This window comes from Ulvibacter sp. MAR_2010_11 (assembly GCF_002813135.1).
Lineage (GTDB): Bacteria > Bacteroidota > Bacteroidia > Flavobacteriales > Flavobacteriaceae > Altibacter.
Genome location: NZ_PHTY01000001.1, coordinates 2,905,594 through 2,921,745, shown reverse-complemented (window position 1 = coordinate 2,921,745; position 16,152 = coordinate 2,905,594). Strand labels below are relative to the sequence as shown.

Here is a 16,152-nt window from a genome sequence, read left to right as displayed (position 1 = left end):
ATTTACATTTTACTATCTATATAGGTAATCGTTTCTTTTTCTATCTGAAGGGTTTTCTCATAAATGTCTGAAGCTTTTTTCAAAATTGTTTCAGCAAAATCCCTGTCTTTAATGTCTTTCGCATTGATACGTACATTGAAATAGGCTCCCAATACTGCTGCCCTGGCACATAAAACCCCAACTCCAGCATCCGATAAAGAACTTTGCAGTCCGTCTTTTAGCATTGCCTGCATCACTTCCATCGATTTATAAGCTGTTTCCATCACCTGAAACGGAATTTCTGTAGCGTATTTTGTTGCTGTTTCGATGGCATCGCGGCGTTTTTCTTTTTCGGCTTCGCTCCCTTGTGGCATTCTAAAGCCATCGATAATTTTATTAAAGGAATTGGTATCTTCATCGACCAAATACAACAGCCTGTTTTTATAGGCTTGTCCTTTTTCGGCCCATTGCGAAAAGAATTCCCAACGATCGTCCCAACCTGCTTTGTGAGCCGATAGGTTTGCGACCATGGTTCCTAGCGCTACACCCAAAGTTCCCACATAGGCAGCAATCGATCCTCCGCCGGGAGCCATCGACTCGCCCGCAGTTTCATCGGCAAAATCGTTTAATTTTAAGTCGATTAATCTATTTCCAATTTTCCGTAATTGATATTCAATAATTTTTTCTTCCGGATTAAAAGGCTTCAAATCGTCCAATCCCAACGATTTGACGGCTATCTTAATTTTTTCGCTTTCAGAAATACCCAAAGAGCGTTCTTGTTTAATTAAGTAATAATCGGCTGCATCGAGCATGGCCTGCAACGGAATCAATCCAATGAGTTCCGAACCCGTCACCCTAAGTCCGCGTTCGAGCGCAGCCTTGCAAGTTTCGTCGAAGGCAACATGCATAGAAGTAATTGAAATATTGGTAAGATTGTACGAAATCTGTGCAATTCCGTATTCTTCAATAAACCAGCCAATCCCTTTTACGGCTTTTAATTTCCCCGGAATACGTTCAGGCTCTCCGTTTTTATCTAAAACTTTCTTACCGGTAATGGGGTTTCCTTCGCGCTTCACTCTTCCCGCTTCCCGAATATCGAACGCAATGGCATTGGCTCGTCGGGTGGACGTTGTATTCAGATTTACATTGTAGGCAATTAAAAAGTCACGTGCCGAGATGGCCGTAGCGCCTGTTTTTGCAACTTTTTCAGAAAAATCCGCCGGGCCGAAATCGGGTTTCCACGCAGGATCCGACAATTTCTTGGCGAGACCTTCATATTCGCCTGCACGGCAGTTGGCCAGGTTTTTTCGCTTTTCTTCTTTGGCTGCCTTTTCGTAAAAATAACCGGGGATTCCCAGTTCTTTGCCCACGCGTTCACCTAGTTTGTGGGCATAAACGGCTGTTTCTTCCAAAGTGATTCCTGAAATTGGCACTAACGGACAGACATCGGTAGCACCAAAACGAGGGTGTTCGCCGCTGTGTTTACTCATATCGATTAATTCAGACGCCTTTTTAATAAGAAGGAAAGCAGCTTCAATCACAGGCTCCGGGGCTCCTACGAAGGTGATGACGGTTCGGTTGGTTGCTTTTCCGGGATCGATGTCCAACAGCGTCACGCCTTCAACGGTTTCTACCACTTTTGCAATGGTTTGTATTTTCGCTGTATCACGTCCTTCACTAATATTCGGGACACATTCTATTAATTGTTGTTGCATGGTTTTATTTTTTTATGCGATCACATCTGAAATTAAAAATGAAATGGTTTTCCCCACCTGAGCGGGAAAATTGCCAAGCCCGGGTGCGCCTTCACAGATATGAAAATAGACGCAGTGTTCTTTATTTGAAAAATAGGAAATGAATCGTCTGGCATCGTTCATGGTAAAGCCGCCGGGCGTCATGGCGCTGCTTCCCATATCTTCTATAGCATCCAGATCGAGTTCGAGTCCGAAGCTATTGCCACAGATAAAGGTTTCGGCTTCTGCAATGGCATCATGATAGGATATCTTCTGTGTAATGGCAATGTCTTCAAACAAACTGAATTTAATGCGATCGCTATGAAGTTTTAAGCGTTCAAAAACAAATTGAGAGGTGTAATTTCGGTGCAAGCCGAATGTAAAATATCGTTCCAGATAACCTTCTTCAAACGCATACGAAAATCCATTGCCGCTATGTCTGTGTTCCAACGCTCTGAAATCGGTATGGGCATCAAAATTTAGGCAATTCACAGGCTTTTTTAAGGCTTGAAAAGCCCCTTTCAGGTTTCCGTAACTGTTGTTATGACCTCCACCAATAACAATGGGAAATTTATTGGCTTCAATTATTTTTTGAATGGTTTGGGCTACTTTTTCATCAATTTGCTCAACCAGTTTACCCAGCTTTTCGTTGTAGTTTTCTTCTTTGGAAGAGAGGCGGGAAGCCGATTTCATTTCGGGGTCGCAGTTTACTTCGCCCAGGACCAATACATTTTCGACTTTGGTCAATTCATTTTTCTGAATATTACAAAGCACTTGCAAGGCACTCTTCCATGCTTCGGAAGTACCGGGATTACCGTAATTGGCACGTACGCCTATGTCTTCAGGAATGCCAATCAACACATATTTTTGTGGTGAAGATGCTAATTGTTCCCACCTTGTAATAGCTGCCAACGCTTCTCCAAATTTAGATTCCCCTTTTCGTTTTTTTACGAAATTAAGTATATCATCTTTCGAATAAAATTTTACCAGACTCATACTTTTTCACCATTTATTAGAACCGTATCAATAAGGTTACTGCCAAAGGCATAGGGCAGATAACCGTAAGAAGGAATAGGTTTTGTAATAATCACATTCGCTTTTTTTCCTTTGGTGATGCTTCCGTGGGTTGCGCTTAAACCCATGGCGTATGCGCCGTTAATTGTTGCTGCGTTAATGGCTTCTTCGGGTGTGAGTTTCATTTTAATACAAGCTGTCGCCACGACAAAATTCATATTTCCACTTGGAGTGGAACCCGGGTTGTAATCAGTTGCTAAGGCCAGAGGAAGTCCGGCTGAAATTAGCTCACGTCCCGGTGTGTAGGGAATACTCAAAAAATAAGAGCAGGAGGGAAGTGCCACGGGCATAGTTTGAGAGTTTTGTAAGGCTTGAATGTCAGCTTCGGTAAGGACTTCCAGATGATCGACGCTCAACGCTTTGTGCTGTACTCCCATGGCAATTCCGCCGATGGCGTTAAACTGATTGACGTGAATTTTAGGAATGAGGTTGTATTTTTTCGCTTCGGAAAGAAGTCTGTCTGTGTCTGCTACTGAAAAATAACCTTCTTCACAGAAGATATCCACATAGTCTGCCAGCTTTTCAGAAGCGACCTTAGGAAGCATCTCATTACAAATAAGGTCCAGATACCCGTCTTTGTTTCCTTTGTATTCTGAAGGAACCGCATGTGCTCCCAAAAAAGTGGTTTTTACAGTGATAGGGTAGTTCTCTCCCAATTTTTTGGCCACCCGAAGCATTTTTAGTTCAGCTTCGGTGGTGAGTCCGTAGCCACTTTTTATTTCGATGGCTCCGGTACCTAATTTCATAACTTCTTCCAGACGTTCGGCCGACTGTCGGTACAATTCTTCTTCAGATGTATTTTGTAGTTTTTTGGCGCTATTTAGGATTCCACCACCTTTTTCGGCAATTTCCTGATAGCTGAGACCATTAATTCGATCCACAAATTCCTGTTCCCTATTTCCGGCATAGACCAAATGGGTATGGGAATCGCACCAAGCGGGCAGTACTAGTTTACCGGTGCAATCAATCGTTTCAATCGAACCGAGAGGTTTTAAATCGGTCATTTTTCCGAAGTCGGCAATACGACCATCCTCAATAAGCAACCAGGCATCTTTAAGTGTTGGAAGTTCGCTCATCGCCTTTCCGCTAACTTTTTCAAGCCGGTCTTCACGAATTTGAAGTAATTCTTTGATGTTTGTGAGTAATAGTTTCAATGGATCAAGATTAATCTATTAGTATTTTTTCAACTAAAATATCGCCGTAATAAAAAGAAAATTGCATCACATCTTTGGGTAACATAAAATAGATATCGACGAGGGAATTTTCTATATCGTTGGGTTGATAGTAAATGGTTTTTATCCGTGGCTTATTTTCGCTGCCAAAATTAAGGGTAGTTTCTATATCCAAGTACCCCGGTATTGCATAGTCTTTAAAGGTATCGACAACTTCATCATTTTTATTGTAGCCCCCACGAGCAGTGTTTCCGCTACCGTATTCATCCTCTTTAATGAGGCGGACAAAGGCAATGGAAGCAAGTGCAAAAGGATATTTTAAGTCAACCGGTCGCACACGAATTTTATAATTGTCTACTACAAGGTAAAATTTGTTGGGATCGATAATTACTTTTTCACCGGTCTGTGAAGCAAGTTTTACCCGAATTTGCACCTTTTTAGAATTTTTTCCTGCCGAAATTGTATAGCGGGAAGTAGTTACTTCCCATTTTCCGTTTTTCTTCGCTTTTTTAACCTCAATTGCCGATTTGCCATCTTCAATAAGGACCTGAGCATAATTGCCTTGTGTTACTGCAATTAATAAAAAAATGAAGCATATTTTTTTCATTGGCTAAAGATAGCAAACCTAAAAAGGAATTTATAACTTAGAGCATCAAAAAAACAATGCAATATGAAATCAAAAAATTTGGGCATCAATACCATCTGTCTGCATGTAGGTGAAGTGGAAGATAAGCAGTTTAAAGGTGCCATTTCTCCTTTGTATATGGCAAGCTCTTATGCTTATGAAAATGTAGATATAAAGCGGTATCCACGCTATTTTAATACGCCAAATCAGGAGGCGTTGAGCAAAAAAATTGCGATGCTGGAGCACGCTGAAGCAGGATTGATTTTCGGGAGCGGAATGGCGGCGGTGAGTACTACCATGCTCGCCTTTTTGAATAGCGGAGATCATGTTGTGTTGCAAAAGACGTTGTACGGCGGGACTTTTAATTTTGTAACCGAGGAATTTGAAAAATTTGGAATTGAATATACGTTTACCGAAGGATTTGCTGAAAACGATTTTGTTTCAGCAATTAAAGAAAACACCAAAGTCATCTTTATTGAAACCCCTTCCAATCCGTTGATGCTTATCACCGATCTGGAAATGATTTCAGGAATAGCGAAAAAACGCGGTATTGTGACTATGATCGATAATACATTCGCGTCTCCTATTAATCAGAATCCAATCGATTTCGGAATTGATATCTGTATTCACAGTGCGACCAAATATATGGGCGGACATAGTGATATCTGTGCGGGAGCTGTGGCTGCGAGTGATGAACATATGCAGAAAATATGGAATAAGGCTAAAAATCTGGGAGGAAGTTTAAGTGATTACACTGTTTGGTTGCTGGAGCGTAGTATGAAGACCATGGCACTTCGAGTAAAAGCACAAAACCGAAACGCCAAAAAAATGGCAAAATGGTTGGAGAAGCATTCTATGGTTGCGAAAGTGTATTATCCCGGGCTGAAATCACATCCCGATTACGAATTGGCGAAAAAGCAGATGAGCGGTTATACCGGAATGTTATCATTTGAATTGGTCGCCGAAATTGACGCTCAAAAATTCACACAAGCGTTGCGTTTGGTGAAACCTTCTATGAGTTTGGCGAGTGTGGAATCTACCATTGTTTTGCCTTTGAAAACATCCCATGCGTTGTTGTCAGCAGAAGAAAGATTACATCAAGGCATTGCAGATGGTTTGTTGCGCTTTTCGGTGGGAATAGAAGATAAAAAAGACCTTATGGCCGATTTTGAGCAGGCCTTTGAAGCAGTTACCAAAAATATATTACAAAAATCAAACTAGATGAAGTTAGATATACTGGCTATTGGCGCACACCCCGATGATGTTGAATTGGGCTGCGGTGCTACCCTGGCAAAGGAAATAAACAATGGGAAAAGAGTTGGAATTCTCGATTTAACCCGAGGAGAACTAGGAACTCGTGGTTCTGCCGAAATTAGAGACAAAGAAGCAGCCAGGGCCGCGAAATTATTAGGAGCTTCAGTTCGGTTAAATTTGGAATTTGCCGATGGTTTTTTTGTGAATAACCACGCTTCTCAACTGGAAATTATAAAAGTGATTCGGAAATACCAGCCCGATATTGTATTGTGCAATGCAGTTGATGATAGGCATATAGATCATGGGAGAGGAAGTAAACTGGCCAGTGACGCTTGTTTTTTAAGTGGTTTGCGAAAAATTGAAACCATTTTTGAAGGAAATAATCAAAAAGCCTGGCGTCCCAAGCAGGTGTATCATTACATTCAGTGGAAAAATATAGAACCCGATGTTGTGGTAGATGTTTCAGGATTTTTGGATAAAAAACTCGAGGCTGTATTTGCCTATGAGAGTCAGTTTCACAAGACAGATGCCAATGAACCCGAAACTCCTATTTCATCGACAAACTTTAGAGACAGTATTAGCTACAGAGCACAGGATATGGGACGTCTAATTGGTGTTGCTCACGGGGAAGGGTTTACGGCAGAGCGTTATGTGGCTGTGGATTCTTTATTTAAGTTGATTTAAAAAATCTTGAAATAAGGTATTGTGCATACGTTGTAAATACTTTATATTTGCAACCTCCTTAACGACGTTTAGCGAAGTTTCGGAAGACGCAGGTCTTAAAACTGTAAAACGGTGGTTGTAGCTCAGCTGGTTAGAGCATCGGTTTGTGGTACCGAGGGTCGCCGGTTCGAACCCGGTCTTCCACCCCCACACAAAGCCTTCAAAGAAATTTGAAGGCTTTTTTCATTCCCGAAAAGGAAGCTTGCTTCCATAAAGAACATTTTGTCATTCTGACGCAAGTCAGAATCCATTAAATACTGCGTTTCTTTGTAGACACCGTGTCAAGCACGGTGTGACATAATATGGTGTGACAAATTCAATTTATATAAAGAAAAAGCCTCCGATTTGGGAGGCTTTTTAAAATAATTTTGTCAAGTTTTATTTTAACTTGTCCGCCGTGATTCTTCCTTCTCGATTGGCAATTTCCCAAGTGGTTTGAAAAATTAGCTGGGCTCTTTTGGCCATTAATTCGTATTCAATTTTATCGGGGGTGTCTGTTGGCTGATGGTAGTCGGCATGTGTTCCGTTAAAATAGAAAATAACAGGAATGTTATTTTTAGCAAAATTGTAATGGTCGCTGCGGTAGTAAAAACGATTGGGATCGTTATCGTCGTTAAACTTATAATCCAATTCCAGCTTGGTATAGGTCTTATTTACACTTTCGGAAACGTCGTGTAACTCCTGACTCAATTTATCACTTCCTATTAGATACACATAGTTTGGATTGTCCGCCTTGTCGGGATCAATACGTCCTATCATATCGGTATTGAGATTACAAACCGTGTTTGCCAATGGGAATAAAGGATTTTCGGTATAATATTTTGAGCCATATAACCCAATTTCTTCTCCGGTTACGTGTAAAAAGAGGATGGAGCGCTTTGGTCCGTTACCCTCCTTTACCGCTTGTTGAAATGCTTCAGCAATCTCTAAGAGAGCAACTGTTCCGCTGCCGTCATCATCGGCACCGTTGTATACATTTCCGTTTGAATCGGTTCCAACATGGTCGTAATGTGCCGAAAGCACAATAACTTCGTTAGGCTTTTCAGTCCCTTTAATATAGGCTACTATATTTTCGGAGCCTTTTGGATCTTTCATACGGCCAAAATAACTAGCCGGGATTGTCTGATAGTAATTTTTCTCTTCAATTGGTGAAGGAATTCCTTCATCCATATAGAAGTTTCGTAAATATTCGGCTGCCAGCTTCTGACCTTTTTGTCCGGTCATTCTGCCTTCCATTGCATCCCCTGCAAAGATGTACAAATGTGTTTTTAAATCGGCAGCTGTAATGGTATTGGCGTAGTCAACACGCGTCATTTGTTTTACAGGACTCTTCGTGGCTGTCGAATTTTGAGCCGAATTACATGAAACGGCAAATACTGTCAATATTGATAATAGTAGATACTTCATAATAAATTAGTCGAAAGAATTAAGTTCATAATCATTTGGGTCTAAACCACCCTCCCCAATTTTTTGATATTTTAATGTGTGCGATTTCAGGATTTCATTGCCGTTGGCATCTTGCGATCTGATCGTAGCTTTTACAACATAGATCATTCCAATTTTTTCAAGCGCTGTCGCGTTTGGAGTGATTACCAAATCTTCGTCGTTAAAGACTGTACCCTCAGGTAGTTGCAGTTGAATTATTAAATCTTGTTTTGCGACTTCACGAAGCGTTTCCAACTGCTCTTTTTCGGTGGAACAACCTAATGCCAGAAACGTAATTAGTAAAAAGATTATTTTATTCATTCTATAAGAAAATCGGATAGTTCGTAAATATACAAGAAGGATTGACTGAAATTGTAAAAATTATGTAAAAAATACGATGAAAGGTATTTTGAGTAAGAACTGAGAACAACAATCACTATCTTTGTATTAAATTCTGAAACCATGCACATTGAACAAATATATACCGGGTGTCTCGCCCAAGGAGCTTACTATATTGAAAGTGACGGTGAAGTCGCTATTATTGATCCGCTTAGAGAAGTAAAGCCCTATTTGGAGAGAGCGCATCGTGATAATGCAACCATTAAGTATATTTTTGAAACTCACTTTCATGCCGACTTTGTAAGTGGTCATGTTACCCTATCCAAAGAAACGGGAGCTCCCATTATCTACGGGCCAAATGCAAATCCCACCTTCGACGCGATTATCGCAAAAGATGGTGAGGAGTTTAGATTGGGCAAGATTATTATTAAAGCAATACATACTCCAGGGCATACTATGGAAAGTACCACTTACTTATTAATAGATGAAAATGGGAAGGAACACGCCATATTTAGTGGAGATACCTTGTTTTTAGGAGATGTTGGAAGACCGGATTTGGCTCAAAAATCGAATGAAATTACTCAAGAAGACCTTGCCGGAATTTTATTCGAAAGTTTACGTACAAAATTAATGCCTTTACCGGATCATGTAATCGTCTATCCTGCGCATGGAGCGGGATCTGCCTGTGGGAAGAATATGATGAAAGAAACCGTGGATACCCTGGGCAACCAGAAGAAAATGAATTATGCCTTGCGAGCAGATATGACTAAGGATGAATTTATTAAAGAAGTTACCGATGGATTGATGCCGCCGCCCGAATATTTTCCGCTCAATGTAAAAATGAACAGGGAAGGGTATGACGATATCGATAAGGTAGTTTCAAGAGGAACACAAAAACTAACGCCACAGACTTTTGAGCAATTAGCAACTACTACAGGAGCAGTAGTGTTGGATGTTCGACATCAACTTGATTTTATAAACGGACATATACCACGTTCTATTTTTATTGGCTTGGATGGAGGATTTGCGCCCTGGGTGGGTGCCTTGATTGCCGATGTGGAACAACCTATTTTACTGGTTGCTCCCGAAGGTCGTGAAGAAGAAGCCGTCACGCGTTTATCTCGTGTGGGATTTGACAATACGTTAGGTTGCTTGAAAGGTGGAATAGCAGCATGGAAGGCTTCGGGGAAAGAGATTGATACGTTGGAAAGCATTTCAGCCGAAACATTTAAAAGTACCCTGAAGAAGAAAGTTCCTGTTTTCGATGTGCGTAACGATACCGAATTTGATTCGGCTCACATTCCAAATGCTACTTTGGCTCCACTTGGGTTTTTAAATGCACACTTAACCGATTTTCCGGAGAATGATACCTTTTACGTGCACTGTGCCGGGGGGTATCGTTCGGTAATTGCTGCTTCAATTTTAAAAAGCAGAGGAATTCACAATGTAGTGGATGTTGCCGGCGGATTTAAAGCCATACGAGAAGCGGGAATAGCAGTTATAGAATAGTTGAGGGCAAAAAAAAACAACCCGTTTTGTGGGTTGTTTTGTGGCATTTTTCAACTTCTATTAACTCTGGTTCTCGGCAAGATCCTCAAGATTCTTCACCTGAGCAACAGTTGTTCTGATTTCAGACAACTGATTGTTTAATACTGAAGAAATATTAGTTGGGAAACGATTTTCCGCTAGCTTCTCTTCGTATTCTTTTAAACTGGCTTTTTCACCTCTAAGACATTCTTCCAGCACTGCTTCATCGTCATTACTGCTAAAAGTACTTTTTAAATCGATCCATCCTCTGTGCAACGCACCGGTGGTACTACCACTTTCGATAGGTTTTTCATTCAGGTTTCTTATTTCGCGATCTAACTCGGTAGCAAAACGCGCATGCTGTGATGCTTGTTGTTTTAGGAATGATTTTAACCTTTCGTTTTTAGCATCCTTCATTGCAGTAGTGAATCCTTTTTCGGCATCGTAATTTTTTTCTAACAATGCCTGAAGGTTATCAACCAAATTGTCATGGATGTTCTCTTTTGCTTCTTCTCTCGTTGTTTTCATAGCTTTTTTAATTTAAGTTTAAATGTTTATTCTGAAATAAATTTACATCAGAAAAAGCCCGAAAAGTCTTAGAGAATTCTTAATTGAGAGAAGTTTAACGCCGTGTTAAAAGGTATTAAAGGGTTTAATTTACAATCTAAACGATTGAAATTGATGAAGTTAAAATGCCAATGTGAAATAAAACTGGTTGAGAATACAACAGCTTATTCTAAGATGGTAGTGCTTTGAAACCGTACTGTAAATTGCTCCTTTGCTCTTCCATTATCGGTTACAGCTGAATAATTACCTAAGGTAACCTCGTTGAGACCAATCTGTTGAATATTGCCGCTGGCATCCTTTATTAGAATACGCGCCATTTTAAAAACTGTTCCTTCTGAAGCTGCTGCCATTAGCTTTTGTGAATGTGTATCTTGCATTCTTTCTACAATATATTCCTGTGCGCCGTTGGTGGTAGTACTAAGCAGTAACATTCTGGTAGGTTTTTCCGGGCTGTCGAAATTAAATAATGTAAGGGCAAACTCCTGTGAAAAGCCGGTTGCAGTAACAAAAGAAAATATGAGAAGAAGCGTTATTTTTTTCATGATATTATGTTTACTTATTGATAAAGTGATCTAAAGATACTTTTTTAATTTGTCTACTTCAAAAAAAATATGAGTCTGCCATTTATTCGAATTCGTCAACATCTTTCTGAAGATCAAGTTTTCTAAATGTTGGAAAAAGCACGCCTGTACCCACCACAGTAAGGATAGTCATGCATCCACCAAAAACAACTGCCGTCACCGTCCCCATTAGTTTAGCCGTAAGTCCGCTTTCGAAGGCTCCTAATTCGTTTGAGGAACCTACAAACATCGAGTTAACTGAAGCAACCCGTCCTCGCATCGAATCGGGGGTGCGCAACTGAAGAATTGTTTGTCTTATTATCATAGAGATACCATCGGTTACCCCACTTAAAAACAACGCGATGACCGATATCCAAAACCAGGATGAAAGTCCGAAGACAATAATACAAATTCCAAATCCGAAGATAGCAGCAAGCAGTTTCATTCCGGCATTTTTGTTCAGTGGGAAATAAGCCGAAGTAAACATTATAAGTAGGGCTCCCACAGCGGGTGCTGCTCTTAACACTCCAAATCCTTCGGCGCCAACATGTAATATGTCTTGTGCAAAGATGGGCAACAGTGCGACGGCTCCTCCAAAAAGCACAGCAAACATATCAAGGGTGATGGCTCCGAGAATAATTTTAGTGTTCCATACAAATTTCACGCCCTCCTTGAGACTTTTTATTATGGGTTCTCCAATATTCGGATTTAGAATTGGTTTTTTCGGAATAGCAAATAATAACAATAGTGCAAATAAAGAAAATCCAAAGACCAGACACATGGACCAATGCACTCCCATCCAGTGAATACTAAATCCGGCTACTGCAGGCCCAACTACCGCACCCATCTGCCACACCGAGCTGCTCCAGGTAGCTGCATTGGGATACAATTTTTTGGGAACAAGTAAAGAAAGTAATGAAAAGACGGTAGGCCCTATGAATGCACGTACAATTCCGCCTAAAAAAACTAAAAAATAGATGATATACAGTAAGATATCCTGAGAAAGACCTGCAACAATACGAGGCCAGGTTACCAAAAACAATCCCAGACTTACCACCGAAAACCCCAGAATACAGAGAATTAGCAGGCCTCTCTTTTCTTTTTGGTCCACAATATGACCGGCAAATAGAGCCATAGAGACAGCAGGAATCACTTCCATTAAGCCGATAAGCCCTAAGGAAAAAGGATCCTTGGTTAGGCTATACACTTCCCATTCAATCACTACAAATTGCATGGTCCATGCAAATACCAGTGCAAATCGTATTACCAAAAAAATTGAAAATTCCCGAAACCGAAGGGCTGCGTATGGATCGTTTTTAGCCATAGGTTTCAAAAAAAGTGATAGGATTATAACTCATCAGCATAAAAATTGCTTCACAGAAACTAAATTACATTTATAATGTAAAGATACTGTGAAGCAAGAAGGGTTTACTTGGCGCTCTAATTTTTTTTTAAGGAATTATCAACCGAGGAATTTAAAAGCAAATACCAAAAATTGATTTCTGATTGAACAGTATGAATGTGGTTTTCAGTCTGTGATCCGTAAATGGCATCTTATGCAATTGGAGTAAATAGTAACCCCCGGTGTGCCCGACCTTAATTCCTTTCTTAATATAGATTAATTTTTTTCCATTCCTCATAGATTTATTTTGCACTTAAGGAATTTTAAAATAGATGAATTCTAAAAAATTTTGAAGTTGTATTTGCACATTGGATGAGAAATGCCCAAATAAGTGTGAGCACTTTAAAGTGAATCTATAAACGCAGAGAAAATGATTTTACAACGTGTGGTGGTTACCGGAATTGGTGCGGTAACACCTCTTGGTAATACCGCTGACGATTTTTGGAAGTCGTTATTAAGCGGTAAAAGTGGAGCTAATTTGATAACAAAATTTGATACTTCAAAATTCAAAACCAAATTTGCTTGCGAGGTTAAAAACTTCGACCCGTTTTTAGCAATTGATAAAAAAGACATTAGAAAGTTCGATTTATTTACTCAATATGCTCTGGTTGCCGTTAATGAGGCAATCCTGAATGCCAAACTAGATTTTAATCTTCAAAATAGGGACAGAATTGGCGTTATATGGGCTTCAGGCGATGGAGGTGTGACAACTTTCGAAGAGCAACTAAGTGAATTTAAATCTGGTGATGGGATTCCAAGGTTCAGTCCGTTTTTTATCCCAAAAAGGATTATAAACATAGCCTCCGGAGTAATTTCCATTAAGTATGGACTAAGAGGCGTAAATTATACAACAGCATCTGCATGTGCAGCTAGCAATACGGCACTTATTGACGCTTATAACTATATTAAATGGGGGAAGGCTGATATCATAGTCACAGGAGGATCTGAAGCTTCCATAACCGAATCTTCAATAGGTGGATTCAATGCGTCAAGAGCGATGTCTATAAACAATGAAAACTATTTACAGGCCTCTAAACCGTTTGATGTATCCAGAGATGGATTTGTACTCGGTGAAGGGGCTGGGGCAATTATTCTGGAATCACTTGACAGTGCACTCAAAAGAAATGCACCCATACTTGCAGAAGTTTTAGGTGGCGGTCTGGCGGCCGATGCATATCACCTTACAAACACTCATCCAACTGGTGACGGTGCTGTCTTAGGAATGAAATTAGCATTGGAAGAAGCAGGTCTCGATGCCATTGAAATGGATTATATAAATGCGCATGCAACTGCTACGCCTACAGGTGATTTAAGTGAGCTGAGGGCGATTAAAAAAGTATTCGAATCCAACACAAATTTATCTATTAGCGGAACCAAATCCATGACGGGTCATTTATTGGGAGCTGCGGGCGCAATTGAAGCAATTATTTGTATTAAAACTGTCTTAGAAAACAGAATTCCTCCAACAATTAATACTGAAAATATCGAGCCTGAATTTTCAGGAAGTTTTGATTTCACGTTAAAAAGTTTCAAAATTAAAACAGTGAAACATGCTCTAAACAACACTTTCGGTTTTGGAGGTCATGTGGCAAGTTCTATTTTCAAAAAGTATACTTCTTAGAATTTAATCTTATTTAAAGTATATAGACTATTTTGAAATTAATGAACAGTTGTATTTTTCTAGTATTCAATATCCCTCAAAATCGAATAATGCTTTCTTAATCTAACTTAATTTTTTTGAGAATCCTACAGTATAATTTTGACTTTCAAAGCTATACAAAAAAAATGCAAAAATATTTAATCATTGTACTACTGGCATTGTTTGTAAATAAACAGGTCGTGAGTCAGAATGTAACATATAACCCTGAAATACTATTGGGTCACCGAGCTTATAATTATCAACATAAAGTGGGCTCTGAATTGAACCAATATTTTACGATTACCAATATCGTAGTTTATGACACCGAATACGATAAAGACCGAAAGGCAATATATTTTTTAAGGAATACTGTTTCTTATAATTTTCATAAACATTTTTCTATTGCGATTGGCTTGGGATTAAAGAACCCGGGTGCTTTTACAACTATTTCCGGCGGGTATAATTTTAAGTCTAAGGACTTCTCATTGGTTTATGCCCTAGGTACTACCTATCAGAATCATTTCACCTTAGAAACATTTTTATTGGTTGAATACACTCCAAAAATAGGAAATACCCTATATGGTTTAATAAAATTCCAGGTGTCGGGTAATTTTAAAATTGATAATTATCAAATTAACCTCAAAGAGTTCGAAAGGGGAATCCAACAATTTCGATTAGGGTTGAATAAAGGTAATGGGCAATTCGGATTTGCCGCAAACTTTGACCAGTTTAGTAATTCAAACATTTCTCTTTTCAATCTGGGAATTTTTTATAAACACAATTTTTAAAATAAGTATGAACAACAAACAATTTAGAAAAATGAAAACAAATAATGATTTAGGACTATTAATTATGAGAATCGTAATGGCTTTTACAATGCTTACCTACGGAATAAATAAGCTGATACACGGCATAAGCTCGATTCAACAGCTCCTGCAAAGCCTGGGTTTACCATCTTTTTTGGCAAATGGGGTCTATGTAGGTGAAATTATTGCCCCTATTATGATACTATTTGGCTATAAAGTGCGTTTAGCGAGTTTAATTTTTGCATTTAATTGTCTAATGGCATTGCTTCTTACGCAAACGCAAAATATATTTGCACTGAACGAAGGTGGGGGCTGGGCCATCGAACAGTTGGCAATTTTTATTGTAATTCCGGTTGCGTTATTTTTTACGGGATCCGGCAAGTATTCGATTTCTCGAATCGGTAAAAGCGAAAATGTAAATTGTTATGAAAGTTAAAATTTAAGCTGCTTTAGATGATAATCTATCACATTTATAAACCTTTGGTATGAAGTTGAAAAATTTGAACGATATTGAGTTCGATGTAATTGTAGAGTGCTTTTTAGCAGCCTTTGAAAATTATTACGTATCCTTTCCCAAGGATAAGGCTTACTTCAAACAACGATGGGAAATGTCTAATATTGATTATAGCCTTTCTTATGGGATGTTTGACGGCAATAGATTGATTGGTTTTATTTTACACGGAATTGAAAAACGAGAGGGGCACCTAACTGCGTTCAATCTTGCCACGGGTGTAATTCCCGAATACAGAGGAAAAAAAATTACGAAGCAAATTTATGAGTTTGCTGTCCCTCACCTGAAAGCAAACGGAATGACCAAATGTCAATTGGAAGTGATTAAGGAAAACAGTTTTGCTATTAAGGCGTATCAAGATATTGGTTTCACTATTACGAAACAGTATAAGTGTTTCGCAGGCGAAATTAAAGTTGACGAGAAGTCTGATTGTAATTTGAAGGAAATGAGTCTCAAAGATTTGAATTTCGATGTTATTTCGAATCAGAGTTTATATTCATGGGAGAATCAATTAGCATCGGTTCGGCGAGGAAATTTCAAGTACTATCAGGTTTATTATAAAAATGAACCGGAGTCCTTCTTTATAATTAACGATCAAAACGGTTACATTCCACAATTTGAAGTATTGGTGCATAATGAAGAAAGCTGGCGGCGATTATTTTCGGGAATTCAAAAAATTTCAGAAAAAATTAAAATCAATAATATCGACGAAAAATTGGTGGATAGAATCCAATATCTCAAAAAATTCGGATTGGAAAATACCATAGATCAATTTGAAATGGAAATGTTCCTTTAGTTAATTCGATTGTTGTAAGA

16 protein-coding genes and 1 tRNA gene are annotated in these 16,152 nt (G+C 39.1%); 8 read left to right on the top strand and 9 right to left on the bottom strand.

Annotation, left to right across the window (positions count from 1 at the left end; translation table 11 throughout):
* Positions 1-2 precede the first annotated feature (2 nt).
* From ftcD to ATE92_RS13435, 4 genes are read right to left on the bottom strand one after another with little or no spacing between them, the layout of a single operon-like run.
* Positions 3-1,694 (bottom strand): glutamate formimidoyltransferase, encoded by a 1,692-nt coding sequence (gene ftcD / locus ATE92_RS13450; protein WP_100804201.1) that lies wholly within the window; start codon positions 1,692-1,694, stop codon positions 3-5.
* 12 nt (positions 1,695-1,706) lie between these two features.
* A complete protein-coding gene (locus tag ATE92_RS13445) occupies positions 1,707-2,708 on the bottom strand; it encodes a formimidoylglutamase (RefSeq protein ID WP_100804200.1) in 1,002 nt (333 codons plus the stop codon).
* Entirely contained in the window at positions 2,705-3,940 is a 1,236-nt protein-coding gene (hutI, locus tag ATE92_RS13440; protein ID WP_100804199.1) for an imidazolonepropionase, read from the bottom strand. The genes ATE92_RS13445 and hutI overlap by 4 nt, the downstream gene beginning before the upstream one ends.
* 10 nt (positions 3,941-3,950) lie before the next feature.
* Positions 3,951-4,565 carry a hypothetical protein gene (locus ATE92_RS13435; RefSeq protein WP_100804198.1) on the bottom strand — a complete coding sequence of 205 codons (615 nt, stop codon included), beginning with the start codon at positions 4,563-4,565 and terminating at the stop codon, positions 3,951-3,953.
* A gap of 63 nt (positions 4,566-4,628) precedes the next feature.
* Here ATE92_RS13435 and ATE92_RS13430 point away from each other — a divergent pair, with 63 nt between their 5' ends.
* From ATE92_RS13430 to ATE92_RS13420, 3 genes are all read left to right on the top strand, one after another.
* Positions 4,629-5,804: a PLP-dependent aspartate aminotransferase family protein gene (locus tag ATE92_RS13430; protein WP_100804197.1), complete on the top strand. Its 1,176-nt coding sequence runs from the start codon at positions 4,629-4,631 to the stop codon at positions 5,802-5,804.
* The gene (gene bshB1 / locus ATE92_RS13425; protein ID WP_100804196.1) at positions 5,805-6,521 is read left to right on the top strand and encodes a bacillithiol biosynthesis deacetylase BshB1; all 717 of its coding nucleotides are present in this window, start codon (positions 5,805-5,807) and stop codon (positions 6,519-6,521) included. It begins immediately after the preceding gene.
* A 110-nt stretch (positions 6,522-6,631) separates the two neighbouring features.
* Positions 6,632-6,710: transfer RNA gene (locus ATE92_RS13420), tRNA-His, on the top strand.
* Positions 6,711-6,938: 228 nt separating this feature from the next.
* Here ATE92_RS13420 and ATE92_RS13415 read toward each other — a convergent pair.
* Both ATE92_RS13415 and ATE92_RS13410 read right to left on the bottom strand, forming a co-directional pair.
* On the bottom strand, positions 6,939-7,967 hold the full coding sequence (locus ATE92_RS13415) for a M28 family metallopeptidase (RefSeq protein WP_100804195.1): 1,029 nt from the start codon (positions 7,965-7,967) through the stop codon (positions 6,939-6,941).
* Between the two features lie 6 nt (positions 7,968-7,973).
* Positions 7,974-8,306: a hypothetical protein gene (locus ATE92_RS13410; protein ID WP_100804194.1), complete on the bottom strand. Its 333-nt coding sequence runs from the start codon at positions 8,304-8,306 to the stop codon at positions 7,974-7,976.
* Between the two features lie 141 nt (positions 8,307-8,447).
* Between ATE92_RS13410 and ATE92_RS13405 the strand changes: the two genes are divergently transcribed.
* Positions 8,448-9,833 (top strand): rhodanese-like domain-containing protein, encoded by a 1,386-nt coding sequence (locus ATE92_RS13405; RefSeq protein WP_100804193.1) that lies wholly within the window; start codon positions 8,448-8,450, stop codon positions 9,831-9,833.
* Between the two features lie 60 nt (positions 9,834-9,893).
* Here the strand turns inward: ATE92_RS13405 and ATE92_RS13400 are convergent, their stop codons facing one another.
* The 3 genes from ATE92_RS13400 to ATE92_RS13390 all read right to left on the bottom strand — a co-directional run bounded on the left by ATE92_RS13400 (position 9,894) and on the right by ATE92_RS13390 (position 12,302).
* Positions 9,894-10,379, bottom strand: coding sequence for a PA2169 family four-helix-bundle protein (locus ATE92_RS13400; protein ID WP_100804192.1), 486 nt, complete (start codon positions 10,377-10,379; stop codon positions 9,894-9,896).
* A 203-nt stretch (positions 10,380-10,582) separates the two neighbouring features.
* Complete coding sequence (locus tag ATE92_RS13395; protein ID WP_100804191.1) at positions 10,583-10,960, bottom strand: hypothetical protein; 378 nt, start codon at positions 10,958-10,960, stop codon at positions 10,583-10,585.
* Between the two features lie 82 nt (positions 10,961-11,042).
* The gene (locus ATE92_RS13390; RefSeq protein ID WP_100804190.1) at positions 11,043-12,302 is read right to left on the bottom strand and encodes an MFS transporter; all 1,260 of its coding nucleotides are present in this window, start codon (positions 12,300-12,302) and stop codon (positions 11,043-11,045) included.
* A gap of 448 nt (positions 12,303-12,750) precedes the next feature.
* Between ATE92_RS13390 and fabF the strand changes: the two genes are divergently transcribed.
* From fabF to ATE92_RS13370, 4 genes are all read left to right on the top strand, one after another.
* On the top strand, positions 12,751-14,001 hold the full coding sequence (gene fabF / locus ATE92_RS13385) for a beta-ketoacyl-ACP synthase II (RefSeq protein ID WP_198515627.1): 1,251 nt from the start codon (positions 12,751-12,753) through the stop codon (positions 13,999-14,001).
* A 164-nt stretch (positions 14,002-14,165) separates the two neighbouring features.
* Positions 14,166-14,807 (top strand): hypothetical protein, encoded by a 642-nt coding sequence (locus ATE92_RS13380; RefSeq protein WP_100804189.1) that lies wholly within the window; start codon positions 14,166-14,168, stop codon positions 14,805-14,807.
* A 31-nt stretch (positions 14,808-14,838) separates the two neighbouring features.
* On the top strand, positions 14,839-15,261 hold the full coding sequence (locus tag ATE92_RS13375; RefSeq protein ID WP_100804447.1) for a DoxX family protein: 423 nt from the start codon (positions 14,839-14,841) through the stop codon (positions 15,259-15,261).
* A 49-nt stretch (positions 15,262-15,310) separates the two neighbouring features.
* Positions 15,311-16,132 (top strand): GNAT family N-acetyltransferase, encoded by an 822-nt coding sequence (locus ATE92_RS13370; protein ID WP_100804188.1) that lies wholly within the window; start codon positions 15,311-15,313, stop codon positions 16,130-16,132.
* Positions 16,133-16,152: the final 20 nt, after the last annotated feature.